Annotated in this window: 20 protein-coding genes; 16 read left to right on the top strand and 4 right to left on the bottom strand. The window is 45.1% G+C overall.

The genetic code is table 11. From position 1 onward, the window contains the following. Positions 1 to 131: 131 nt before the first annotated feature. The 11 genes from coaBC (at position 132) to spoVM (ending at position 13,077) form a co-directional block, all read left to right on the top strand. A complete protein-coding gene (gene coaBC, locus QNH28_RS11990) occupies positions 132 to 1,367 on the top strand; it encodes a bifunctional phosphopantothenoylcysteine decarboxylase/phosphopantothenate--cysteine ligase CoaBC (protein ID WP_283911552.1) in 1,236 nt (411 codons plus the stop codon). Next, positions 1,367 to 3,898 (top strand): primosomal protein N', encoded by a 2,532-nt coding sequence (gene priA, locus QNH28_RS11995; protein WP_283911553.1) that lies wholly within the window; start codon positions 1,367 to 1,369, stop codon positions 3,896 to 3,898. Before coaBC ends, priA begins: the two co-directional genes overlap by 1 nt. A gap of 84 nt (positions 3,899 to 3,982) precedes the next feature. Continuing rightward, positions 3,983 to 4,468, top strand: coding sequence for a peptide deformylase (def, locus tag QNH28_RS12000; RefSeq protein WP_094868543.1), 486 nt, complete (start codon positions 3,983 to 3,985; stop codon positions 4,466 to 4,468). A gap of 4 nt (positions 4,469 to 4,472) precedes the next feature. Continuing rightward, a complete protein-coding gene (fmt, locus tag QNH28_RS12005) occupies positions 4,473 to 5,408 on the top strand; it encodes a methionyl-tRNA formyltransferase (protein ID WP_283911554.1) in 936 nt (311 codons plus the stop codon). A 77-nt stretch (positions 5,409 to 5,485) separates the two neighbouring features. Next, positions 5,486 to 6,880: a 16S rRNA (cytosine(967)-C(5))-methyltransferase RsmB gene (gene rsmB / locus QNH28_RS12010; RefSeq protein ID WP_283912128.1), complete on the top strand. Its 1,395-nt coding sequence runs from the start codon at positions 5,486 to 5,488 to the stop codon at positions 6,878 to 6,880. 151 nt (positions 6,881 to 7,031) lie between these two features. Beyond that, positions 7,032 to 8,072: a dual-specificity RNA methyltransferase RlmN gene (rlmN, locus tag QNH28_RS12015; protein ID WP_283911555.1), complete on the top strand. Its 1,041-nt coding sequence runs from the start codon at positions 7,032 to 7,034 to the stop codon at positions 8,070 to 8,072. A 6-nt stretch (positions 8,073 to 8,078) separates the two neighbouring features. After that, positions 8,079 to 8,852 carry a Stp1/IreP family PP2C-type Ser/Thr phosphatase gene (locus QNH28_RS12020; RefSeq protein ID WP_283911556.1) on the top strand — a complete coding sequence of 258 codons (774 nt, stop codon included), beginning with the start codon at positions 8,079 to 8,081 and terminating at the stop codon, positions 8,850 to 8,852. After that, positions 8,852 to 11,143 (top strand): Stk1 family PASTA domain-containing Ser/Thr kinase, encoded by a 2,292-nt coding sequence (gene pknB / locus QNH28_RS12025; protein ID WP_283911557.1) that lies wholly within the window; start codon positions 8,852 to 8,854, stop codon positions 11,141 to 11,143. Before QNH28_RS12020 ends, pknB begins: the two co-directional genes overlap by 1 nt. Before the next feature lie 100 nt (positions 11,144 to 11,243). Then, positions 11,244 to 12,149, top strand: a complete 906-nt coding sequence (gene rsgA, locus QNH28_RS12030) for a ribosome small subunit-dependent GTPase A (protein WP_283911558.1) — start codon at positions 11,244 to 11,246, stop codon at positions 12,147 to 12,149. Between the two features lie 3 nt (positions 12,150 to 12,152). Beyond that, on the top strand, positions 12,153 to 12,818 hold the full coding sequence (gene rpe / locus QNH28_RS12035) for a ribulose-phosphate 3-epimerase (RefSeq protein WP_283911559.1): 666 nt from the start codon (positions 12,153 to 12,155) through the stop codon (positions 12,816 to 12,818). A gap of 178 nt (positions 12,819 to 12,996) precedes the next feature. Further along, a complete protein-coding gene (gene spoVM / locus QNH28_RS12040) occupies positions 12,997 to 13,077 on the top strand; it encodes a stage V sporulation protein SpoVM (protein WP_020431362.1) in 81 nt (26 codons plus the stop codon). 102 nt (positions 13,078 to 13,179) lie between these two features. On the opposite strand, the gene rpmB is transcribed toward spoVM, so the two are convergent. Continuing rightward, positions 13,180 to 13,368 carry a 50S ribosomal protein L28 gene (gene rpmB / locus QNH28_RS12045; protein WP_042187400.1) on the bottom strand — a complete coding sequence of 63 codons (189 nt, stop codon included), beginning with the start codon at positions 13,366 to 13,368 and terminating at the stop codon, positions 13,180 to 13,182. A 191-nt stretch (positions 13,369 to 13,559) separates the two neighbouring features. Between rpmB and QNH28_RS12050 the strand changes: the two genes are divergently transcribed. The 4 genes from QNH28_RS12050 (at position 13,560) to QNH28_RS12065 (ending at position 18,707) form a co-directional block, all read left to right on the top strand. After that, positions 13,560 to 15,344, top strand: coding sequence for a DAK2 domain-containing protein (locus QNH28_RS12050; protein ID WP_283911560.1), 1,785 nt, complete (start codon positions 13,560 to 13,562; stop codon positions 15,342 to 15,344). Positions 15,345 to 15,428: 84 nt separating this feature from the next. Further along, positions 15,429 to 16,292, top strand: a complete 864-nt coding sequence (locus QNH28_RS12055; RefSeq protein ID WP_042187404.1) for a DegV family protein — start codon at positions 15,429 to 15,431, stop codon at positions 16,290 to 16,292. Positions 16,293 to 16,301: 9 nt separating this feature from the next. After that, positions 16,302 to 18,353, top strand: coding sequence for an ATP-dependent DNA helicase RecG (gene recG, locus QNH28_RS12060; RefSeq protein WP_283911561.1), 2,052 nt, complete (start codon positions 16,302 to 16,304; stop codon positions 18,351 to 18,353). A 66-nt stretch (positions 18,354 to 18,419) separates the two neighbouring features. Next, positions 18,420 to 18,707: a stage VI sporulation protein F gene (locus QNH28_RS12065; RefSeq protein ID WP_283911562.1), complete on the top strand. Its 288-nt coding sequence runs from the start codon at positions 18,420 to 18,422 to the stop codon at positions 18,705 to 18,707. 306 nt (positions 18,708 to 19,013) lie between these two features. Here the strand turns inward: QNH28_RS12065 and QNH28_RS12070 are convergent, their stop codons facing one another. The 3 genes from QNH28_RS12070 to QNH28_RS12080 are packed head-to-tail and all read right to left on the bottom strand — an operon-like array spanning position 19,014 to position 21,646. Continuing rightward, positions 19,014 to 19,871: a YitT family protein gene (locus QNH28_RS12070; RefSeq protein WP_283911563.1), complete on the bottom strand. Its 858-nt coding sequence runs from the start codon at positions 19,869 to 19,871 to the stop codon at positions 19,014 to 19,016. A gap of 31 nt (positions 19,872 to 19,902) precedes the next feature. Continuing rightward, positions 19,903 to 21,165, bottom strand: coding sequence for a cation:proton antiporter (locus QNH28_RS12075; protein WP_481858364.1), 1,263 nt, complete (start codon positions 21,163 to 21,165; stop codon positions 19,903 to 19,905). Then, positions 21,152 to 21,646: a cation:proton antiporter regulatory subunit gene (locus QNH28_RS12080; protein WP_283911564.1), complete on the bottom strand. Its 495-nt coding sequence runs from the start codon at positions 21,644 to 21,646 to the stop codon at positions 21,152 to 21,154. Before QNH28_RS12080 ends, QNH28_RS12075 begins: the two co-directional genes overlap by 14 nt. A 791-nt stretch (positions 21,647 to 22,437) precedes the next feature. Here QNH28_RS12080 and QNH28_RS12085 point away from each other — a divergent pair. Continuing rightward, entirely contained in the window at positions 22,438 to 25,164 is a 2,727-nt protein-coding gene (locus tag QNH28_RS12085; protein ID WP_283911565.1) for a cation-translocating P-type ATPase, read from the top strand. The last annotated feature ends 51 nt before the right edge of the window (positions 25,165 to 25,215 follow it).

Here is a 25,215-nt window from a genome sequence, read left to right on the forward strand (position 1 = left end):
TCTTTAATGAATGCTGATAGCCCAAGACCGGGCAGTTTCTGACAACCGGAAGGTTGTTATTTTTTTCTCAAAATATAAGAGGTTTAAGAAATAGATCATTCGTTGTAAGAGTAGGGAACAGGGGGGAGATCATGTTGAAGAGCTTGAAGGGGAAGACTATTTTACTTGGGATTACAGGAGGAATTGCCGCTTACAAAGCAGCGAGCCTGACCAGTAAGCTTGTCCAAAAAGGAGCCGAGGTTCATGTCATAATGACAGCTTCGGCAAAGCAGTTCATTACAGAATTAACTCTACAGTCACTGTCGAAGCAACGAGTATATAGCGATACATTCCAGGAACGGGACCCATCCTCCATCTCACATATTGATTTGGCTGATTCGGCGGACCTTGTGATAGTAGCACCAGCAACGGCTAATATTATTGCTAAAATGGCGCACGGAATTGCAGATGATATGTTATCCACAACGTTACTCGCTACTACTGCACCTATAATGGTGGCGCCGGCTATGAATGTTCATATGTATCAGCATCCCGCTGTACTCAGCAATTTGGATACCCTCGCTAAACGAGGTATTCAATTTATTGAGCCTGGAGAAGGTCTGCTGGCATGTGGTTACGTGGGTAAAGGACGTTTAGAGGAACCGGAGACCATAGTAAGTTATGTTGAGGATTTTTTTGCGTTGCAAGAAAGTGTGAAGTCTAGCCCACTCAAGGGCAAAAAGATCGTCATCACAGCTGGTGGTACAGTAGAACGGATTGATCCGGTACGCTATATCTCCAATGATTCCTCCGGTAAAATGGGTTTTGCATTGGCACGTGCTGCACGTGCTATGGGTGCTGAGGTTACCTTGATTGCTGCGCGAACAGATGAGCCGCCTCCGCAGGACCCCGATATAAATGTCATTCGTGTTCAATCTGCACAGGAAATGTACGAAGCAGTTACCGCACATTGGGACAGCTGCGATATCATGATCAAGGCGGCTGCTGTATCGGATTACCGACCTAAGCACAGTGAGCCTTCTAAAATTAAAAAAAGTGGAGATACGCTGACTCTTGAGCTTATAAAAACAACGGATATCCTGGAAACGCTAGGTAAGAACAAGGAAAAGCAGTTCTTGATCGGCTTTGCTGCGGAGACGGGAAATACAGAATTTTATGCAAAGGACAAGCTGGTCCGCAAAAACTGCGATCTCATTGTTGCAAACAATGTAGCGGCTGCAGGAGCCGGATTCGGATCGGATACGAATATTGTATCGATATATGATGTAGATGGATTGGTGCTCGAATTACCACAATTGTCTAAGGATGAGGTCGCTCGTCGTTTGCTGACACTCGTGGCAGAGCGGATTACTGGAGCTTCATTATAATGGATATTGCCAAGGTCATTGTGGATGTGCCTGTACGCAGCACTGACCGGCCATTTGATTATAGTATTCCAGAATCCTTGAAGTTATGGATTGAAGTGGGCAGCCGAGTAGCGGTTCCGTTTGGGCATCGTACGGTGCAAGGCTTTGTCGTTTCATTGGAGTCAGGAGAAACAGTAGTGAATCCTGGTCTTAAGCCAATTCAAGAAGTGCTAGATTTGCTTCCACCTTTATCTCCTGAATTAGTTGAGCTAGCGGACTGGATGAGTAAGAGATATGCATGTAGACGAATTTCAGCCCTGCAGGCGATGCTACCTACCGCTCTAAAAGGGAAGGCAGAACGACTGATTTCGCTAGGAGAAGTAGAAGAAGAAACAGCATTTCCTGATGATGAATTATTCCCTATGTTTGCCGATTCAGGGGATGAGGAACGACTAATTACTGAATTTATTGGACGTAATGGCGAAGTTTCCATGAAGCAGCTTACCCGTGCATTTCCTGAAGCCGCTGAGACGGTGAAGTTTATGCTGCGGCGTGGAGTGCTTGTAGAGAGCCAATCGATCAAAGATAAAATGGGCAAGAAGAAGCTGAAAGCGGTAGATCTTGCGATTGGGATTACGGCTGCTCGTGAGGCGTTGAACAAATTCCCCAAAAAGTCTGCGCGACAGAAGGAAGTATTAAGCTTTCTGATTGAAAGGGAAGCTACACTCCCAATGGCGCTTAAGGAAGTCTTGTCGGCACTTCAAGTTACGGCAAGTACCGTGAAGGGGCTAGAGGAAAAAGGCTTTATCGAAATCAGCGAAATTGAAGTCTATCGCGACCCTTATCAAGGACGTGATTTTAAGCCCACTACGCCTCTACCGCTTACAGCAGAGCAAGAGATTGTATACACTCGTATTTCACGAACGCTAGAAGAGCAGCTTCATGAAGTATTTCTGTTACATGGCGTTACGGGAAGCGGGAAGACAGAAATCTATTTGCAATGTATCAAACGTTGTTTGGATCAGGGTAGACAGGCTGTAGTGCTCGTCCCAGAAATCGCATTAACACCACAGATGGTGGAGCGTTTTAAAGGGCGTTTTGGAAGTGGTGTCGCGGTAATGCATAGCCGATTATCTGTTGGTGAGCGTTACGATGAGTGGCGCAAAATCCGTGAAGGTAAGGCTACGGTAGCCGTTGGTGCCCGATCAGCGGTGTTTGCTCCGTTCTCTAACCTAGGTTTGATTATTATGGATGAAGAGCATGAGACCTCATATAAGCAGGAGGAAAATCCGAAATATCATGCCCGTGATGCTGCGATTCGCAGAGCGGAACAATGTGGAGCAGCCGTGATTTTAGGCTCCGCCACGCCTTCGTTAGAAAGCTATCATGCTTCCAGAGCGCAGAGCGATATTCATTTTTCACCAGTACTTCTAGAGATGCCTACTCGCGCACTTGGCAACGAGCTACCCAAGGTAAATGTAGTGGATATGCGGGAAGAGCTTAAAGAAGGAAACCGCTCGATGTTCAGTCGAAAGCTTCATGCTGCATTGGCTGAAAGACTGGAACGTGGAGAACAGACGGTGTTATTACTTAACCGTAGAGGTTTCTCGACGTTTGTCATGTGCCGGAGTTGTGGATATGTAGCAGGCTGCCCGGAGTGTGATATTTCATTAACGTACCATAGTCGTAGTGACAATTTGCGTTGTCATTATTGTGGCCATGCCGAACCAGCACCTAAGCTTTGTCCAGAGTGTGGAAGTGAGCATATCCGATTCTTCGGAACGGGAACGCAGCGGGTGGAAGAAGAGCTTGGTAAGTTGTTCCCTGGTATACGGGTGATTCGTATGGATGTGGATACAACGACCGAAAAGGGTTCACATGAGAAGCTGCTGAATCAATTCAGAGACAAAAAAGCGGATGTTTTGCTAGGCACTCAGATGGTAGCGAAAGGTTTGGATTTTCCTGACGTAACGCTTGTTGGTGTAATTACAGCAGATTCAGCGTTGAACTTGCCCGATTTTCGTGCAGCGGAGAAGACCTTCCAATTGCTTACGCAAGTTGCTGGACGAGCAGGTCGGCATCAGCTTCCGGGTGAGGTCGTTGTTCAGTCCTATACACCGGAGCATTATTCTATTATTCATGCCAGCGGGCATGACTATCTCTCTTTTGTAAGGGAAGAGCTGAAGCATCGCAGAGGGCTGCATTATCCACCTTATTGTAGACTGATACTCGTTACATTATCCCATGAGCAGTTGCCGCTATTACTCCGGATGGCAGAGAATTACGCTATGAATCTGCAGGGGAAAGCCAGAAATCTAAGATGGTATGGGAGTTTGGATAAGTTAACAACTGATGTACTCGATCTGTTAGGTCCTGTAGCTTCACCGATCCCTCGCTTGAAGGGTAGATATAGATTCCAATGTATGATAAAATGGCGCGGCGCCATCGATGTGATTGGGCTTGTTCGGCAAGTGGCTGAGGAGTTAGAGGATTCTGTAAGGGATACAGGACTCCAAATCAGCATTGATGTTGATCCGCAAATGTTGATGTAAATTGTTATCATGTTACAATGTAAAAAAAGAGCTAGATCAATAAACTCTAAATATAGAGATGTACAGAACGGGAAGGTGTTTGTAATGGCGATACGTATGATCGTTAAGGAACCGGATGAAGTGTTGCACAAAATAGCTAAAGAAGTAACTGTAGTTACACCTAATGTGAAAAAATTGCTTGATGATATGGCTGATACAATGTATGACGCTGAAGGCGTAGGCCTGGCAGCTCCGCAAGTTGGTATTTTGAAACGCCTAATTGTAGTGGATGCGGATGAAGAGCACGGGCTGATCAAAATGATTAATCCGGAAATCATCGGCACAGAAGGCGAGCAACTCGGACCTGAAGGATGTCTAAGCATTCCTGGACTGAATGGTGATGTGCGTCGTGCAGAGACAGTAACCGTACGTGGTCTTAACCGTGAGGGAAAAGAAATTACGATTACCGGCAGCGGTTTACTTGCGCGGGCTTTTCAACATGAGATCGACCATTTGAATGGAGTACTGTTTACGGATATCGCCGAAAAAGTATACGAGATGACAGCTGAACTGAGCGAGACTGAGGAGTGAGGATATGAAGATTGTATTCATGGGAACCCCAGCTTTTGCGGTGCCAAGCTTGCAAATGCTGATGGATGAAGGCTATGAAGTGGTAGCAGTCGTCACCCAACCAGATCGACCGCAAGGACGAAAAAAGATCTTGGCTCCTTCACCAGTTAAAGAAGCCGCATTATCTCTCGGTTTACCTGTGCTCCAGCCTGAACGGATGCGTAAACCTGAGGCTGTCGCAGAGCTAGCTGCTTATGAGCCTGATCTGATTGTTACCGCTGCATATGGTCAGATTTTGCCTAAAACGGTATTGGATTTGCCGCGTAATGGTTGTGTGAATGTTCATGGTTCACTGCTTCCGAAATACCGGGGTGGCGCACCGATTCAACGCAGTATCATTAACGGTGAGAAGGTTACCGGCGTTACCCTGATGTATATGGCTGAAGGGCTAGACACTGGAGATATGATCTCGCGCGTCGAAGTGGCGATTGAGGATGAAGATACTTCAGGCACGATGTTCGAGAAGCTTAGCCTTGCTGGACGAGATCTCTTGAAGTCTGAAATGCCGCGATTAGTAAACGGGCTTGTTCAAGCGACTCCGCAAGACGATAGTCAAGCAACCTTTGCCCCTAACCTAAATCGTGAGGATGAGCGTTTGGATTGGAACGCTGGCTCACGTGATAACTATAATCGAATTCGTGGATTAGTACCTTTTTCGGGCGCGTTTACGCTCTGGAATGGCGAGACCTTTAAAGTATGGGCTTCTAAAATTCCCGTTGAGCAAAAATCCACTGACAGCACGCCAGGAACGGTACTTTCGGTTACTGAACAAGGTGTTGAGGTTAAGACGGGTGACGGAAGTCTGCTGCTAACTACAGTTCAACCTGCTGGTAAGAAAGCGATGAGCGCTGCGGACTTTAGCCGTGGCGGTGTCATGAAACCAGGGACGGTGCTAGGTTGAGCGCGGGTGGTAACGGTGCAGACCGAACAACAGTAAATCATAATTCTGGTAACAGAAACGGTAAAGATCATAAAGCAATGAGTAGTAAAAAAGGCGGTACAGGAAATAAAGGCAAAGTTGCTATAGCCTCTGCCCGGGATATCGCACTCGACATACTGGTTAAGGTCGAACAGCAAGGCGCTTACAGCAACTTACTGCTGAACAGCAGTCTGCAGAAGTCTGCACTCAGTAGAGAAGATGCTGGACTAGTTACAGAGCTTGTATATGGTACCATCTCTCGGATGAATACCCTTGATTATGTGCTCGAGGAATTTGTTAGCAAAGGGATCGCTAAATTGCAGCCCTGGGTGCGTAATTTAATGCGTCTAAGCCTATATCAAATTATGTACTTGGATCGCATACCGTCTCATGCAGCTGTAAACGAGGCTGTTAATATAGCTAAGAAAAAGGGCCATCAAGGAATCTCGGGTATGGTTAATGGCGTGCTTCGTAGTGTGCTGCGCGCTGGAGATCTACCGGTTATACCTGATGGATTAAGTCCTGCGAAGCGGATATCGATTCAGTATTCTCATCCTTTATGGTTAGTGAAGCGCTGGATTACTGAGTATGGTGTTGACACTGCGGAAGCTATATGCGCTGCCAACAATGAGCCACCTGCTGTCAGTGTACGCGTGAATACAACGATGATTAGCCGAGAAGCGCTGCTGAGTCAGATGATAGAACAAGGTCTGCAAGCTTCTGCTTCTGAAGTTAGTCCCTTTGGTATTGTTGTAAAAGGCGGCGGTAACCTGGCTCTTTCTTCCTGGTATCGGGAAGGATATTTATCTGTTCAGGATGAAAGCTCCATGCTTGTAGCTGAAGCTGTTGCACCTGAGCCTGGAATGAGAGTGCTTGACTGCTGTGCCGCGCCCGGGGGCAAAACAGCGCATATGGGCGAGCTGATGAAAGATGAAGGATCTATTTTAGCTAATGATCTACATCCTCATAAAGCTAAACTTATCTCGGATCAAGCTGCGCGGTTAGGTCTTGATAGTGTAGTAACAGGCAGTGCAGATGCGCTAGAGCTGGAGCATACGCTAGAGCATCATTCCTTCGACAGAATTCTATTGGACGCGCCTTGCTCTGGGCTTGGCGTAATCCGCCGTAAGCCAGATCTCAAATGGCGTAAGCAGCCTGAGGATGTTGCGAGTGTAGCATCACTACAGGGGCAACTGCTGCAGTCGGTTTCTAAGCTGTTGAAACCGGGCGGTGTTCTGGTTTATAGTACCTGTACGACTGAACAAACGGAAAATAGTGAAGTAGTAGCTGCTTTTTTGAAGCAAAATCCTGATTTCACTTCTATTACGTTCGATTCTCCATTGTGGGATAGATTGGAAGGTACTGCGCTGGCTGAAGGTGAGGGAATTCAGTTATTGCCACATCATTATGGCAGTGACGGGTTCTATATCGCTAAGCTTCAAAGAGTCTTGTAATATAGCAAATTTACTAACAATTGTTGTATCATTCGCCCGCCGGGCTACCGTACGGCGGGCTATTTCTTTTACCGTCTCTGAAATTTGTGTTAAAATAGGAAGAATGAGAAATAATACGCATATCCTTATGAAAGAACAGGTGCTAATAATAATGAAACCTTTAATATATGATTTTTCTTTAGAAGAGTTACAGCAGTGGGCGAAAGATAACGGTGAGCCTGCTTTTCGTGGTGGACAGATTTTTGATTGGTTGTATGTAAAACGTGTAAGTGACTTCGATGCAATGAGCAATTTGTCTAAGGGACTTCGTCAGAAGCTGAACGAGCAATTCTCCATTGCAGCGCTCACTGAGATTACTAAAATGGAATCAAAAGATGGAACTGTAAAATTCCTGTTTGGATTGCATGATGATCATGCGATCGAGACAGTTATCATGAAACATAATTATGGCAATAGCGTTTGTGTAACTACTCAAGTAGGCTGCCGAATCGGCTGTACCTTCTGCGCTTCTACGCTTGGTGGATTGAAACGTGATTTGACTGCGGGTGAAATTGTAGCCCAGGTTGTACGTTCCCAACAGATCTTGGATGCGCGCGGCGAACGTGTCAGCAGTATTGTTATCATGGGTACTGGCGAGCCGTTTGAGAACTATGATGCAACAATGAGATTCTTGCGTCTTATGATTCATGAGAAAGGTCTAAATATCGGACAACGGCATATTACTGTTTCCACTAGTGGTATTGTGCCGAGCATTTATAAATTTGCAGAAGAAGATACACAGATAAATTTGGCGATTTCGATTCATGCACCTAACGACAAACTGCGTTCGAAGCTAATGCCAGTTAACCGCCGCTTTCCGTTTGATGATGTGATTGAATCTTTACGTTATTATCAAGCTAAGACGGGTCGACGGGTCAGCTTTGAGTATGCATTGATCGGCGGGGTGAATGATCAGCCGGAGCATGCTGAGGAATTAGCAGGTGTGCTTAAGAACATGTTGTGTCACGTGAATTTGATTCCAGTAAACCACGTGCCAGAGCGGAAATATGTACGTACTTCACGTAATGATATCTTTGAGTTTCAACGTATTTTGGCTGACAACGGCGTGAATGTTACCATTCGTCGTGAGCAAGGCCATGATATCGCGGCCGCATGCGGACAGCTGCGTGCCAAACATATGGAGTTGGGGTGAGGATATTTGATCAGAACAGTTCATGCCAGCGATATTGGCCGAGTGCGCTCTGTCAATGAGGATTCGGTCTGGATCGGCGCGACGCGCCACGGTTATACACTCGGCATAATTGCCGATGGGATGGGTGGACATCAGGCTGGTGAAACCGCGAGTAGGCTTGCTTTGGAGACGATGAGGAATACCCTTGACGGGTTGCAGCCTGAGCTTCAGGACGAGGCCCTGCGTGATGCGTTATCAGCTGCTATTTTGGAAGCTAACAGCACTGTCTTTAAGGAGGCTTCCAGCGACGAAAAGTACCACAATATGGGTACTACTGTCGTTGCTGCCCTGATGAATGGCTCAAACGGATATATTGGTCATATCGGTGACAGCAGAGCCTATTTAATCAAGGACAGTGCAGCAGTTCAATTAACCGAGGATCACACGCTAGTCAATGAGCTGTTCAAGAACGGTCAGATCAGTGTGGAGGAATTAGATAATCATCCGAGACGGAATGTGCTGCTGAGAGCACTTGGAACAGATGCTGAGGTCGAGGTTGATTTAGTGCCTGTTACCCTGCTACCTGGGGAGCTTTTGCTTCTGTGCAGTGATGGTCTAAGTAATTTTGTTAACAATGAGCATTTGGGCAAGGTAGCGGGTATACATGAGATACCGTTAGAGGAAAGAGCGGACCGCTTACTTCAGTTGGCACTGCTTGCTGGCGGCGGCGATAATATTAGCGTCGCTTTGTTAGAACATCATGGAGAGGCCGCTGTGCCCGAAACAAAGGAGTGGGATTGATGATCGGTCACGAATTGGGCGGCCGTTACCAAGTCATCGAACGGATCGGCGGAGGTGGAATGGCGCTCGTCTATAGAGCACATGACATTCTTTTAAACCGAAACGTCGCCATTAAAGTATTGCGTAATCAATTTGTTCATGACGAGGAATTTATCCGCCGTTTTAGGCGTGAGGCGCAATCAGCTGCATCTTTGTCTCATCCGAATGTGGTTAGTATTTACGATGTAGGACAAGAAGACGAAATTCATTATATTGTTATGGAATATATTGAGGGCAAGAATCTTAATGAAATTATAAAAGAACGTGCGCCATTACAGGTTGACGAGTCCGTAAGGATCGCTTCACAAATCTGTGATGCCCTTGATCATGCTCATCAGAATCAAATTATTCATCGAGATATTAAGCCGCATAATATATTGATTGGGCGCAATGGCCGGGTGAAGGTAACGGATTTCGGTATTGCTCGTGCGGTTACGTCTACAACCATTACTCAGACAGGCTCTGTAGTGGGTTCCGTGCATTATTTCTCACCAGAGCATGCTAAAGGTGTTTCAACAGGAGAGAAGTCCGATCTGTATTCATTAGGGATTGTACTCTATCAAATGCTTACCGGAAGTCTTCCATTCTTAGGGGAGAGTCCGATTAGCGTAGCTCTAAAGCATCTTCAAGAAGAATTTGAAGAGCCAAGGCTCTTGAATCCACTTATTCCGCAAAGCGTCGAGAATGTAATTCTAAGATCGATGCGTAAGAATCCGGAGGAGCGCTATCAGTCTGCAAAGCAAATGCTGCAGGATTTAGAAACCTGCTTGTTGCCTGAACGGCGTAGTGAAGCAAAGGTTCTTTTTAACGATGAGGAAGACGAGGATCGAACGCGGGTGATACCGGCGATTAAACCGATCCAAAGAAGCAATGGAAATCGTAATCATCGTCACGACCGGATGGATAATGATGAAGATGACGATGACGATCCGGTGCCTGTGAAAAAAGGTAAAAAACAATGGACTAAACCTGCATTATGGATTGGTTTAACTTTAGTGTTACTGCTGGCTATGGCCAGTCTCGTGTGGTACGTTAAATCCCAATTAGTTGTTCCTGAGGTATCGGTTCCTTACGTGGTCGGTAAACAGCTGGAACAAGCGAAGACTGAACTTGAGGATTTGGGGCTTGAGGTTGCTGATCCTATACTGTATGACTACAGTCCGAATTTTGAAGAGAATGTGGTCATGAAGCAAAGTAGGGAAAAGGACGCCAAAGTGAAAAAGGGAGCCTCCCTAATTCTAACTGTGAATACGGCGAAGCCATTAACTAAGATGCCAAATGTTACGAATTACACTTTCGACGAAGCGGTAAAAGCACTGATGGCAAAGGGTGTACCTCAAAATCAAATTAAGAATGAACCTCTCTTCGATGAAAATACGGCGGTGGGTAAGGTTATAAAATCAGACCCAGCCTTTGACAGCGAGTTTGATCCAGAGACGGTTTCAATCATCCTTTACGTCAGCAAAGGGGAAGAAAGTGTCACGATGCCAGACCTCATCGGTAAGACGGAGAGTGAAGCTAAGGCGCTTTTGGAAGAATCCAAGCTGGTCTTAGGTGATGTTAAGGAAGAATCCAGCTTCACAGTTGATGAAGGTAAGGTAACGAAAACTTGGGCTTTTGAAAAAGGAACCGCGGTTCCTCCTGGAACAGCCATTACGATATACTTAAGTACAGGTTATCCACCTGAAGCCCTGAATTATACCTTTAATGTACCAGTAGCTCCTGCACAGGATGGCAAGAAGAGCAAGATTCGAATTGAGTTCGTTGATGCGCGCAATAATGGTGAAAAACAAGATTGGGGAACGCGTACCATTGGAAAGAGCCAAGTGTTGTCCGTTAATCTAGTGCTTGCTCCGAATAAAGATGGCTCTGTTATTGTTACCCGAGATGGTGTGCTTTTAGACACTTATGTGATCCCATATATTGATGCGAAGAATGGCACGGTGCAAGAACCTGAACCACCGACGGTTCCGACTCCGAAGCCGACTCAGACACCGATAGATCCTACACCTACTGCTGAACCGACCATTGAACCTGAGATCCTGCCTCCAAATTCAGACAACGAAGGATCTACTAATACTGGCTCAGTCAATCAGACGGGATTCCTTACTAACAATTCGGTGAATAATGAATCGACCAATAACGGTAACAACAAGAACAGTAATAAAAATGATGACAAGCATAATAATAAAAACAACGACAAATCTAAAGATAAAAACAACGACAAATCTAAAGATAAAAGCGATAACTAATCAGGGTAGAAGTACATGAATAGTTGTGGCAGCGAAGTGACCCGGGGATTTTCAAACTTGGGTCATTTTCGCAAAATCAGGAGAGGAAGGCTCACTATGTATGCCTGAAGGAATAATAGTAAAGGCGTTAAGCGGATATTATTACGTAAAACCGCTTCGTGAAGGATTAATTGCAACAGAGGAAGATTCAGTTCAATGCAGAGGCCGAGGCATACTTAAGAAAAGGGGGATCGCTCCTCTTGTAGGTGACCGCGTGATCTATATGCTAACTGAGCATGGTGAAGGGATGGTGGATGAGCTTCTTCCTAGAGAATCTGAGTTAATTCGTCCACCTGTAGCGAATGTAAGCCTTGCCGTTCTATTATTTTCTGTGCGGGAACCTGATATGAACCTGAATCTATTGGACAAGTTCCTAGTTCATATTGAGCATTCAGGACTGGAACCCTTAATTGTTCTGACCAAACAGGATTTAGCTAATGATAATGGTGAAGCTACTAAGTATGTTAAAGAGCTCTATGAAGATATTGGTTATGAAGTGATGGTTACGAGCTCACTTACGGGAGCTGGCAGTGATGAACTAAGAGAACGGCTTACTGGTGGCATCAGTGTATTTGCTGGACAATCTGGGGTAGGGAAGTCGACCTTATTGAATCGAATTGTGCCAGGACTTAAACTGGAGACAGGTGAGATCAGCTTACGTCTGGGCCGTGGTCGTCATACTACTCGACATGTAGAACTGATGGATATTGGCGGGGGTGGCTTTGTAGCGGATACCCCTGGTTTTAGTCAGCTTGATTTTCTTGAGCTTGGCGTTGAAGAGCTTTCTACTTGTTTCCGTGAATTTGCTAACTATGCTGGGGTTTGTAAATTCCGTGGTTGTAGTCATCAGCATGAACCAGGCTGTCGAGTCATCGAGGCATGGAAAGCTGGAACTATCGCTGATAGCCGGTATGAACATTACAAATTATTTTTTAATGAAATGAAAGATAAAAAGCGGAGGTACTAAGTCATGATAAGAATAGCACCATCTATATTGTCGGCCGATTTCGCAAGATTAGGTTCAGAAGTTGCAGAAGCTGAGGTCAGTGGTGGAGATTGGATCCATGTAGATGTAATGGACGGTCATTTTGTGCCAAATATAACGCTTGGTCCACCAATCGTAAAAGCGGTCTCGGTACATACCAAGCTTCCACTTGATATTCACTTGATGATTGAGTCTCCAGAACGGTATATTTCTGATTTTGCTGCAGCGGGTGCTAGTGTGATCACTGTACACGCTGAGGCTTGCGTTCATTTACACCGTGTGGTGCATCAGATCAAAGAACTGGGTGTTAAGGCAGGAGTAGCTATTAATCCGGGTACTCCGGCTTCAGCGGTGCGTGAGGTGCTGGAGGATGTGGATATGGTTCTCGTGATGACCGTCAATCCAGGTTTTGGAGGCCAAGCATTCATTCCTAACACTTTACGCAAAATCACTCAAATTAGAGAATGGGCGAATGAAGTCAATCCAGATTTACTTATTGAAGTCGACGGTGGCGTTTCAGAAGCTACAGCGCCTTTGGTTGTTGGTGCAGGAGCGGATGTTTTGGTTGCAGGAAATGCTGTCTTTGGCCGGAGTGATCGTGCTGCAGCGATCCTTGAGATTCGAGAAGCAGCGGAAGCGGCACGCCGTTAAAAAAAATAGGCTATTGCTTCTAAAGGTATAGGCCAAGTCCTTGACGCATAAATATGGTTACATGAGCAGAAATCTCATGTAGCCTTTTTTTGTTTTGGCAGGGAGGACTGCAGTACGTTACCGTTAGAACAAGAAGAAAGTCTCCTGCGTACGGCATGAATTGATGGGAGGGTAAACCATGAAATTTTACACGTTTAAGCTGCCAAGGTTTTTGGGAGGTTTTGTTAAAGCAATTTTGAACACATTTCAGAAGAGTTGAGCTTGGAACAGAAAAGAAAACATGAAAAAAAGCACCTTACAAATGTAAAGGGTGCTTTTTGCTTCATATGAGTGATCGCTCGGTCTTTAAAATTGCAAAAGACTAAACGCGTTCAACTTTACCGGCTTTCAAAGCACGGGTGCTGACGTACACGCGTTTTGGTTTACCGTTCACGAGGATACGGACCTTCTGAACGTTAACTCCCCAAGTACGACGGTTGCGGTTATTTGCGTGAGACACGTTGTTACCGCTGCTCGGTTTCTTGCCTGTTACTGCACATTTGCGGGACATAGATTACACCTCCTTATTCCTAACACCTGCATAAAACAATACTTATCTATAATATCACAGCAAATTTTGCTACGTCAACCGATTCAAAAACATTTATTTCTTTTAATACTTATAGTACAATGTAAATTAGTGCATTATGTCCTGTTAATCATAGAATGATTAGGCATGAAGTTAGGAAGGGGAATTCTCAATTGAGTAAGCGTTCTATAAACGGAACAGATTTTACCGCTATGGTATTGGCTGGAGCGGATAAGCTGCAACAGCATGCAGAACACGTCAATTCCCTAAATGTTTTTCCGGTTCCAGACGGAGATACCGGAACGAACATGAATTTGACGATGACCGCAGGTGCGAATGAATTGAAGAAAAATAATACAACGTCTGTTGGTCAATGTGCAGGTGTACTCTCTAAGGGCTTATTAATGGGCGCGCGAGGGAACTCCGGTGTTATTTTGTCTCAGTTGTTCAGAGGTTTTAGCAGATCTGCAGCCCAACATGATGAGCTGAACACACAGCAATTCGCTGCTGCACTGCAAAGCGGAGTGGACGCAGCTTATAAAGCAGTTGTTAAGCCTGTGGAGGGAACTATTCTTACAGTGGCTAAAGAGGCTGCAAAACATGCTGTCTACTATGCTCGCCGAACTACAGATGTTACAGAGCTCATGACAGAGGTATTGGCCAAAGCAAAAGAAGCCTTAGCCTATACACCCGAGCAATTGCCTGTCTTGAAGCAAGTCGGAGTCGTAGATTCTGGCGGCCAAGGTCTGGTCTATATTTATGAAGGGTTTCACCAGCATCTGACGAGCGGAAGCTCCGGAGTGTCTGAACCTGTAAAAGGACAACCTCAGGCACCAATCATGCCAGCACCTGTACCGGTGTTAAAGAAACCTGAAAGCGAACTGTCTTCTGTACAGTCTTCTGCGCAATCACAGCTTTCAACAGAGGACATAGAATTTCTATATGATATGGAGTTCTTCATTAATCGCCAGTTAGGCGGTAACGTGAGAACGGACTTTGATGAGGAAACCTTTAGGAAAGCGTTGTCAGTAAATGGAGATTCCATTATTGTTATTTCGAATGATGAAACCATTAAAGTGCATGTGCATTCCAAGGCTCCAGGTGAAGTTTTGAATCTGGCACTCCTTTATGGGGAAATTACGCAGATTCATATTCTCAATATGCGTGAGCAACACCGTGACTTGTTAACTGCAGGTATGGATATTGCACCTATGCCAGATGTTTTCGCGGATATGCCGGATGAGCAGAGCCGTGTACAAGCAGCTCCAGCTGAACCACCAGCAGATGATTTGGCGCCTTACGGCTTCATCGCAGTATCATCTGGAGCTGGGATTGCAGATATTTTCAAAAGCCTCGGTGTGGACGTAGTCCTGGCTGGAGGTCAGACTATGAACCCTAGCACAGAGGATTTCGTGAACGCGATTTCTTCCATCTCTGCGAAGCATGTTTACATTCTGCCGAATAACTCCAATATTGTTCTTGCTGCTCAGCAAGCTAAGGAGCTCTTAGAAGGCGAACGTGAGATTACGGTTATTCCAAGCAAAAGCATTCCTCAAGGTATCGCTGCAGCCTTCGCGTTCCAAGAAGAGGATTCCGTGGAGACTAATTCTGGGAATATGCTAGAAGCAATCTCACAGGTTAAGTCAGGACAAGTAACGAATGCTGTCCGTGATACAAGCTTTGACGATCTGGAGATTAAATCCGGGCAATTTATCGGAATTTCCAACTCCAAAATCGTCGCTGCGGCAGATGATCTGCTAGCTGCTAGTCAGGCACTGCTGTCCAACATGCTTGAGAATGGCGATGAAATCGTTACGATCCTTATTGGAGCTGAAACCGATTCTGCGGTTACAGATGCCTTAAGTGAGTGGCTGGAAGAGACTTATCCTAATGTGGAAGTAGAGATTCATGAGGGTGGCCAACCCCTTTATTATTATCTTTTCTCCGTAGAACCATAGTTAGAAGCTGAAGGTTCTATAACTGTTCAAGAGCAATCTGCTAATTACGTAGTTGGCAAAATTATAGTATGGGGGAGATAATCCATGAATCGTACCATTATCGTCACCGACAGCACATCTGATATCCCACCAGCAATGGCGGAAACGTATGGCATTGAGGTCGTCCCTTTGACCTTAATGTTCGGCGAAGAGGCTTTCCGGGACAATCTGGATATGACTCCGGAGCAGTTCTATGAGCGACTTCCCCGCTCGTCACAGTTGCCGACTACTTCTCAACCTTCACCGGTTGAATACATGAATGTGTACCGTGATATTCTGGAACGTTACCCGGGAAGTCCTATTCTTTCATTTCACATTTCTTCAGGACTGAGCGGTACTTATCAATCTGCACTATTGGCTAAATCGATGTTGGAGGAAGAGGGAGAAGGGATCACTGTAGTTGATTCTCTCTCCGCTTCTTACGGTTTTGGATTTATGGTGGTGGAAGCTGCTAGATTAGCTGCTGAGGATAAGAGTCCCGAAGCGATTCTTGAGGCTGTAGAAAGTCTTCGTCAATCGCGTAAGCTTTACTTCTTGGTAGATACACTTGAATATTTACAAAAAGGCGGGAGAATCGGAAAGGCCTCGGCCATTCTAGGAACGCTTTTGAATATTAAACCGATCCTGTCTATTGATGCAGAAGGCATAATATATGCGGTGGAGAAAGTTAGAGGCCGTAAGAAGGCTATTGCCCGTATGATTGAACTATTCAAGAAAGATATTCAAGGTGTAGACAAAATCAATGTGGCCGTGGGTCATACGGCTGAACCGGCTTCCGGTGAAGAGTTCCTGAAAGAGCTGTCAGGTCATTTCACACTAGAAGAGAAAGTGCTGACGAACGTCGGCCCTGTCGTGGGCAGCCATGTCGGAAACGGTACGTTAGCTGTATTCATTTGGCCTGCAAAATGAGGGATGAATATGACACTGTCATTAAATCAAATTGAAGTGAAAAATATAACTGGCGTGAGTGCTCAAAAGCAAAGCGAGCTTCACGCCTTTGGCGTCTTTACAGTAAAGGATTTGTTAGAATATTATCCGTTCCGTTATGAGGATTATCGACCCCGCTCGCTGAGTGAAACGAAACATGGGGATAAAGTGACTACTGAGGCTAAAGTGATCGGGATTCCTGTGCTGCAGCGTTTTGGAGGCAAGTCACGACTTAGCTGTAAGATGGTTGCGGAGCCTTGGATGTTCACAGCAACATGGTTTAATCGTCATTACGTACGAGAGCAGCTTACTGTAGGACGAGAAATTGTACTCACAGGTAAATGGGATCAGAAGCGAAATCAAATTACAGTGACGGATTATGAATTCCCCGATCGCGGGGAAGGAAAGACAGGAACTCTACAGCCGGTCTATTCCGTAGGTGGTAAGATCACGCAGTCTTGGATCCGGAAAAGTATTAATCAGGCACTTCAGCAGTATGGAGATCTAATTCCCGAGATACTACCACATTCTATTATGCGACAATATGATTTTATGCCCCGTAAACGGGCGATTGCTACCATTCATAGGCCAGAGGATACACGTGAAGGTCAGCAGGGACGCCGCAGGATGGTGTATGAGGAGTTGTTTCTGTTTCAGTTGAAGATGCAGGCGTTCCGGGTACTCAATCGCGGCAGGATGGACGGTGTAGTCCATACCGTAGATAACGCAACCGTTCGCCAGTTTGTTCGCAGCTTACCTTTTGAGCTTACAGATGCTCAGAAACGTGTGGAACTGGAGATCTTACATGATCTGCGATCGCCATATTGCATGAATCGTCTGCTTCAAGGTGATGTTGGTTCCGGCAAAACGGTACTAGCGGCCGTGGCGCTTTTTGCTACAGTAAGATCTGGTTTTCAGGGCGCACTCATGGTGCCTACAGAGATTCTGGCAGAGCAGCATATGCGCTCACTTACGAAGATGTTTGAGCCGTTTGGAATTACGGTTGGACTGTTGACGGGAAGTGTAACTGGAAAGAAGCGCAAAGAATTGTTAGCTTCACTACAAATGGGGATGCTCGATATCGTTGTAGGTACACATGCTTTAATCCAGGAGGATGTATTTTTCCGTGATCTGGGCCTTGTTGTTACGGACGAGCAGCATCGGTTTGGTGTAAACCAGCGAGGTGTATTGCGGCGTAAAGGATATAATCCGGATGTGCTTACAATGACTGCAACGCCAATTCCACGTACACTCGCGATCTCTGTTTTTGGAGACATGGATGTATCCACTTTATCGGAAAGACCGAAAGGCCGAGTGCCAATAACCAGTTATTGGGTCAAACATGATCTCATGGATCGTGTCCTGAATCTGATTAAGCGTGAAATAGAGCTGGGACGTCAGGCATATCTGATCTGTCCGCTCATTGAAGAATCGGAGAAACTGGATGTGCAGAATGCTATAGATTTACATATTCAAATGAGCCAAGCTTTTCCTAACTATAAAGTTGGGCTTTTACATGGGAAGATGTCTCCTGCTGAAAAAGATGAAGTGATGCGAGCATTCTATAACAATGAACTGCAACTCCTAGTGTCCACAACGGTTGTAGAGGTGGGTGTAGACGTTCCTAATGCCACGCTGATGATTATTATGGATGCAGACCGGTTCGGATTATCGCAGCTACACCAGCTGCGTGGACGGGTTGGTAGAGGCCAGCATGCCTCTTATTGTGTATTGGTGGCTGATCCAAAATCCGAAATCGGGCGTGAACGAATGACTGCCATGACCGACACAGATGATGGATTTGAGATTTCACGGAGAGATTTGGAGCTGCGTGGTCCAGGTGACTTTTTTGGAACTAAGCAGAGTGGATTACCCGAGTTCCGCTTGGCGGATATGACCGCTGACTTTGAAGTGCTGGAGCAGGCGCGTGATGATGTGGCAGAGCTGCTCAAGGATGAGAAGTTCTGGACATCTCCTGAATATGCACCTCTTCGGCATTATTTACAAGGAGAGCAAATTTTCCAAGGGGAATTAATTGACTAAGTAGGCACATCTAGCACCTAAGCCTCATATACTATGAAAGATTGGATATGACGGGAGGTGCTACACTTGGGTTATCAACAATTCGGAATTAGCCCTCAGCTCGTGGAACGCATCAAGCTGAAGATGAAAAACGCGACTGTCAAAGATCGTATTAAAAATATGATTAACGGCGTCTCGAAACAAGAATTACAGGACACTGCGGTTGTTCGCAGGCTGGTACGGAATGCGTCAGGTGTACTGAGCGAGAAATTGACCTCGACACAGGAAGACCAAATTGTGAAATTTATTATCGCTCAGAAAATTGATCCGAACAACACCTTCCACTTGATCCGTTTGTGGGGAATGTTCCGCTAGGAAAGTGTGCTAGCGAGTATAGGTAGATCTGAGGTTGACTCTCAGCTAGCTAAAGAAGTGGAAGCTGTCTCAAAAGTAGTGAATGCTACTTATGGGCAGTTTCTTTTTTTGCTGCAAAAGTAATTTTATAGGGAGATTTTCCCTAATTGTCTATAGAGAGCCCGATCCGTTACCCAAATCCAGCTGAATACACAAAGGAAGAGCTTCTCCAATAACAGGAGAAGCTCTTCTTTACTTAAACGGCTTTTAGAATAAAGGCTGCCTTCGAACAACGAAGATAAACATATCGGACAGCCCTACTTGTTATTAGTGCAGGTTACTTAATCTTCGATCACTAGTAGCTGATTTGAACAGAATTTGGCTGTCAGGATCACAATCAAGGACGATCGACCGCAACTGATGTTCTTCCATTCTGCTGATGAGACAGAACAATGTGCTAAGCTCTCCATTCTGCCCCGAGCCTTCAGCGAGCCCAACTTCTCGACGTAGTGAGTTTTCGAGCGCCTTCTGGATATCCATGCAACGACTGCTGGTAATCCATGCAGCACGAGAGTCGGATAACCCTCGGAGAGAGAATCGCACACCTTCGAACGCCAATAAGTACGCAAGAATGGAGTACATTGCTTGCTCCCAGCCAAATAGTGTGCCTGCAATCAGCAAGATCGCACAGTTCAGAATCATAATGACGACTTCGGTTGACTTTGGAGGTCCACCACTCAGCAGTGAGTATCCTTGGTCACTGGCATGCTTGTTCACACCACCGAATCGGACAGAGATTCCGATACCGAGTCCTAGACAGATGCCACCTGCCATTGCAGCAGGTAAAGGATCACTAATCACTGCAGGAAAACGGTGAAGAGCAAGAGAAGCAATGGTCAAGCAAGTTAATCCTAGAACGGTATACAGTGCAAAGCGAAGATTGACTTGCTTTCGAGACATAAATATAAAAGGCAGATTGAACAGAAACAGAAACAATCCAAGCTGCATTTCAGTAGTATGAGCAAATAATGCTGATAAACCAGTGATTCCACCAACCACAAGCCCATGTGGCATGAGAAATAATTCTAATCCTACAGCGGCAAGCAGTGCTCCCGCGATAACGGTGAGAACTCGGAAAACCGAATTCTTCCGTAGTTGTTTATGTTGCTTTGTATTAGTTTGCAATCTTTTTCCTCCTTTAACAGGGGAAACAACTTTATTCATGTTCGCATGCTACGGCAGCTTTTTTGGACATTTTTGCAGCATACCGTTTCTCGAATTTGAATACTTTATCCAATATTTTATAGATCCATTTAGATTCCTTCGTTAGAAGAGGTCCAAGGATAGCAAGCATGAGTACATACATAGCTGCAAATGGCTGTAAGATAGCCAGCAGTCCCCCTGCTTTACCCAAATTGGCCATAATAATCGAGAACTCGCCACGCGAGACTATGGTTAATCCAATATTGGATGAAGCTCGCGGGCTTAGTCCAGCGCTGCGACCGGCCAGCATACCTGCAACGAAGTTGCCGATTAGTGTAACAATGACTGCAGCGAGGGAGTACCAGAGCGCCTCACCACCCAAGGTGAGTGGATCTATCGTCAGTCCGAAGCTAAAGAAGAAGATTGCCCCGAAGAAATCACGAAAAGGAATAACGAGCTTCTCAATACGCTTTACATGTTCGGTTTCAGCAAGAACAAGACCAAATAAGAGTGCTCCAATCGCTTCTGCAACATGAATGGTTTCGGAAAATCCAGCAATAAGAAAAAGCGCGGCAAATATTACTAAGGAGAACAATTCACCGGATCGGATGTTTAGAACGCGGTTCAACCAGGGCACTAGCTTTCTACCGACAATGAGCAGTGCGAGCATGTAACCAAGAGCGGTTAATGCAGAAAGTAATACTCCGCCTAGAGAGGAAGAGTCACTAAGCACAAGACCTGAGAGGATAGAGATATAGACCGCCAAGAAGACGTCCTCGAACATAATAATGCCTAGAATCATTTCAGTTTCCGAATTTGCTGTTCGTTTTAGATCGACTAGCACTTTGGCGACAATAGCACTTGAGGATATGGTTGTGATCCCAGCGATAACCAATATTTCCTCAATTGGAAATTGAAGTGCCCATCCTAGAATAAGTCCTAAAGTGAAATTGATTAGAAGATAGATGGTACCGCCTGTGACAATGGAGCGGCCGGATTTGACTAATCGACCTACGGAAAATTCCAACCCAAGGTAAAATAAGAGGAATAAAACGCCAATGCGACCTAGAAACTCAATCAGGGTTGCACTTTCGATAAAGCGAAAATCGAGGTGCCATATTTTGAAAGCATGGGGTCCAACCGCCATACCAACTAGTATATAAAAAGGTATAACCGAAAAGCGGAGTTTCGTGGCTATGAGACCTACCATCGCTATAAGGGCAATGGCTAGACCCACTTCAAAAATAATGTAGTGACTCATCTTAACCACATCCATTCCGCAAAATGTGCTTGAATTGCTTATGTTGATGTCTTTCCCCTGCAGCAATAATCGTACACTCCGCGCTAAAAATTACATCTGGGCCCGGATTGACTTGTTTATTATGATTTTTTTCAATTACGGCAATGATGGTTACACCTGCTTGAGCTCGAATGTTCAATTCACCAATGCTGCGGCCAACACACTTGAAACCAGGCTCCAGCTTATACCATTCGATGATTAGGTCATCAAGGGCGACTTCAATAGATTCCAAAGCTTTGGGTTTATATGTGACTCCGCCAACGATGGCAGAGATATGTCTTGCTTCATCATCATCGAGTGTAACCATAGAAATGCTCTGATCTGGGTCATCATAATCAAAGTGATACAGCTCACGTCTTCCGTCATCATGTACGATGATCACAAGCTTATCGCCGCTACGGGTTTGCATAACAAATTTTTTACCGATTCCCGGTAAATCCGATTCTCTATAATTCATGAAAGTCTAGCCCCCAGTTAGGTGTCTTATAATTATCTCGTTAATATCAATTTATTATCAAAAAAATTGAGTAGTGTGCAAATCTACGAAATGAGAAGTGAATTTTAGCACGTACAGCCGCAGTCGAAGCATAAATTTATAAATCACCGGACGGAATATGATTGAAAGTAAAGGGAGTATTGCGGTTAAAGCAATGGAACGTTGTCCCCACTGTTCAAATATTTTGATAGCTCCAATTTGTGGGACGCTTTTGGGAGCTGTCCGGACTGGAGGAATAAATTTGCGTTCATAGTGTTCAATTTCGGGAGTTGTATGTTCTTGCTTAGTAGTCGTTAAACTTCCAGACCAAGTGGTTGGAAATGAGAAAATCAACCCCAGAACTAAAAGTATTCGAAGAAGCCAGAGCAATGACATACGCGCTATATATTGCACTAAAATAACACCTCCCAACTGTATGTAGTATAAAAAGCATAACATACCTTTTTGCATGATTCCAAATTATTTTGTGAAAAAGGTTCTTTCAAAGGTGAAGAAAACAAGAAATTGACGAGGATAATTGACGTAATTCGTAGTAAATATATCTTTTGTTATCAAGTTTAACTCAGGAGGGAGAAATTTGAGCAAATCACGGGATTTTAAAGGTTTTTTTCAGGAAAGTCCTTATGACAACTTCATTCGTGAAATACCCTTCTAAAATTGTACATAACGTTCTAGAATCACCATGCCTTTTTTGGGTAAGACTCATATGAGAGGTTTTACCAGAATCTCAATCCCGGAAGGAGGCTATTGTCTTGAATTCAAATGATCCAAAATCGCAAGGGCAGGTACCCTTTCATACATTAAGCGAGGAAGAAGTGCTAAAGAGGCTGGAGACTCGAAAAGATGGCTTGTCTTCCGGTGAAGCCGCTAAACTTCTAGAGCAGTATGGGAAGAACGTACTTCAAGAAGCAAAGACCAAATCTCTGTTAGGAAAATTTATTGAACAATTTAAAAATGTAATGATCTTTATTTTGCTAGTGGCGGCAGTATTGTCTGGGATTTTGGGAGAATGGACAGATACAGTCATTATTTTGCTGGTGGTCATCCTGAATGCAGTACTTGGCGTTATTCAGGAAAATAAAGCAGAACAGGCGCTAGATGCCCTGAAAAGCATGTCCTCTCCACATGCCAGAGTACGACGAGGAGGTCAGGTATCTGAGATCAAAAGTGAAAACCTCGTACCTGGAGATATCGTATTGCTGGAAGCTGGTAATGTAGTACCGGCGGATATTAGGCTTTTGGAAGCTGCTTCTTTGAAAACAGAGGAAGCCGCACTCACCGGAGAATCATTGCCCTCAGAAAAGAAGGCAGGTGTACTTGAGGGAATTGATATTGTTATCGGGGATCGGACCAACATGGCTTACATGAGCAGCAGTGTGACTTATGGTAGAGCGGTTGGTGTTGTAACAGCTACAGGAATGCAGACAGAAGTCGGCAGGATTGCCGGATTTATCTCGGAGGAAGAGAATGATGTAACACCGTTACAAAAGAAACTGGATGAGCTAGGCAAATATTTTACCTTTATTATTCTTGGTGTCTGTGTGGTCATCTTTGCCGTAGGAATATTTGAGGGTAGAGAGCTGCTGGATATGCTACTCACTTCGATCTCACTTGCGGTAGCGGCTATTCCTGAAGGGCTGCCAGCGATTGTTACAATTATCTTGGCACTAGGAGTACAGCGGATGGCTAAACGAAAAGCGATCATTCGCAAGCTCCCCGCTGTAGAGACGCTCGGAAGTACCGAAATTATATGTTCTGACAAGACTGGTACTTTGACACTAAACAAGATGACTGTCGAAAAAGTGCATGTCAATGGAACTACGAAAGAATCAGCGGAAGGACTTGAAGGGACACCGGGTGGGGACCTCTTGCTTCAGGCCATGACGCTTTGTAATGATTCCAGCATTGACGAAGGAAAGTCCCCTAAAGAGTCTGGTGGGAATGAAGGAGCTAAGGACCCACAAACGAAGAGTGGTAAAGCGATTATTGGCGATCCCACGGAAACTGCGTTAGTGGACTACGCGCTCAGTATAGGTACTGACAAAAGGGATTTAGAAAAGAAATTCCCACGTAAAAATGAGCTTCCATTTGACTCCGATCGCAAGCTGATGACGACGATTCATGAAGTTGAAAATGGACGCTATCGTGTGTTAACGAAAGGTGCACCAGATGTACTTTTGTCCAAATGTAGCCATATATACTTGGATGGAGAAATCGTACCTTTTAAAGAGGAACATTCACGGCATATCATGGAAAGTAATACAATGCTTGCAAATGAAGCGCTGCGCGTGTTGGCATTTGCTTTCAAAGATGAGCAGCAGCTGCCGACTAATCTCTCACCGGAAACTACGGAGAAGGATCTTGTGTTTATCGGTTTAGTTGGTATGATCGATCCACCACGTGAGGAAGTGCGGGATGCGGTAGCTATCTGCCGTAAAGCGGGGATAAGACCTGTAATGATTACAGGTGATCATCGGGATACAGCAGCAGCCATAGCCAAAAGATTAGGCATTATCGAAGATGAAACAGGTGTATTGACCGGTAGTGAGCTCGATAAATTCAGTGAAGAGGAATTTGCTGAGAAAGTCACTGATTATTCGGTTTATGCACGTGTATCCCCTGAACATAAAGTTCGTATCGTTAAGGCTTGGAGGAAAAAAGGGAAGATCGTTGCCATGACTGGTGACGGTGTGAATGACGCTCCTGCGCTTAAATCATCAGATATCGGTGTGGGAATGGGAATCACAGGAACGGATGTAGCCAAGGGTGTCTCAGATATGGTACTAGCAGATGATAACTTCACGACCATAGTTGTTGCTGTTGAAGAAGGACGGAAGGTTTACAGCAATATCCGTAAGGCAATCCAGTTCCTACTCTCCGCCAATCTTGGGGAAGTGCTTACACTATTCATTGCGACAATGATCGGCTGGCGTATTCTCGAGCCGATTCATATCCTATGGATTAATCTTGTTACTGATACCCTACCCGCACTTGCCCTTGGGCTTGAGAAGGCAGGGAATGATCTGATGTCGAAGAAACCACGTAAAGCCAGTAGCAGTATCTTTGCTGGTGGTGTAGGAATCGGGATCATCTACCAAGGTATATTAGAGGCGGCGCTCACCTTGCTTGTGTACCAGTGGGCACATACGCATTACAATGAGGGAATTGCGGTTACGATGGCATTCGCCACACTAGGATTACTGCAAATTTCTCATGCATTTAACGTCAGATCCAATACGAAATCGTTGTTCCAGATTGGCTGGTTCAGCAATCGGTATATGCTGTGGGCTTCACTGATCTCTACACTTATGCTGGTGCTGGTGATCATCATCCCAGGACTGAATGACTGGTTTGGTGTCTCACATTTAAGTGGTTTACAGTGGGGAATTGTAATTGCTGCAGCACTGGCGATTATAGTGATTGTAGAGTTTGTAAAGCTGTTTGTACGTTTAAGTGGCAAGGGCAAGAACTGGGATTAAGAATGCCGCTATATGATGCAACAAAGAAGCCTGAACCCTTCCATAGCGGAG

The sequence above is a fragment of the Paenibacillus sp. G2S3 genome (genome assembly GCF_030123105.1).
Taxonomy (GTDB): domain Bacteria; phylum Bacillota; class Bacilli; order Paenibacillales; family Paenibacillaceae; genus Paenibacillus_AQ.

Bases quoted from the DNA above. Each gene is read 5' to 3' on its own strand.
- coaBC (WP_283911552.1), top strand. From the start codon at position 132: ATGTTGAAGAGCTTGAAGGGGAAGACTATTTTACTTGGGATTACAGGA.
- priA (WP_283911553.1), top strand. From the start codon at position 1,367: ATGGATATTGCCAAGGTCATTGTGGATGTGCCTGTACGCAGCACTGAC.
- def (WP_094868543.1), top strand. From the start codon at position 3,983: ATGGCGATACGTATGATCGTTAAGGAACCGGATGAAGTGTTGCACAAA.
- fmt (WP_283911554.1), top strand. From the start codon at position 4,473: ATGAAGATTGTATTCATGGGAACCCCAGCTTTTGCGGTGCCAAGCTTG.
- rsmB (WP_283912128.1), top strand. From the start codon at position 5,486: ATGAGTAGTAAAAAAGGCGGTACAGGAAATAAAGGCAAAGTTGCTATA.
- rlmN (WP_283911555.1), top strand. From the start codon at position 7,032: ATGAAACCTTTAATATATGATTTTTCTTTAGAAGAGTTACAGCAGTGG.
- pknB (WP_283911557.1), top strand. From the start codon at position 8,852: ATGATCGGTCACGAATTGGGCGGCCGTTACCAAGTCATCGAACGGATC.
- rsgA (WP_283911558.1), top strand. From the start codon at position 11,244: ATGCCTGAAGGAATAATAGTAAAGGCGTTAAGCGGATATTATTACGTA.
- rpe (WP_283911559.1), top strand. From the start codon at position 12,153: ATGATAAGAATAGCACCATCTATATTGTCGGCCGATTTCGCAAGATTA.
- spoVM (WP_020431362.1), top strand. From the start codon at position 12,997: ATGAAATTTTACACGTTTAAGCTGCCAAGGTTTTTGGGAGGTTTTGTT.
- rpmB (WP_042187400.1), bottom strand. From the start codon at position 13,368: ATGTCCCGCAAATGTGCAGTAACAGGCAAGAAACCGAGCAGCGGTAAC.
- QNH28_RS12055 (WP_042187404.1), top strand. From the start codon at position 15,429: ATGAATCGTACCATTATCGTCACCGACAGCACATCTGATATCCCACCA.
- recG (WP_283911561.1), top strand. From the start codon at position 16,302: ATGACACTGTCATTAAATCAAATTGAAGTGAAAAATATAACTGGCGTG.
- QNH28_RS12075 (WP_481858364.1), bottom strand. From the start codon at position 21,165: ATGGATGTGGTTAAGATGAGTCACTACATTATTTTTGAAGTGGGTCTA.
- QNH28_RS12080 (WP_283911564.1), bottom strand. From the start codon at position 21,646: ATGAATTATAGAGAATCGGATTTACCGGGAATCGGTAAAAAATTTGTT.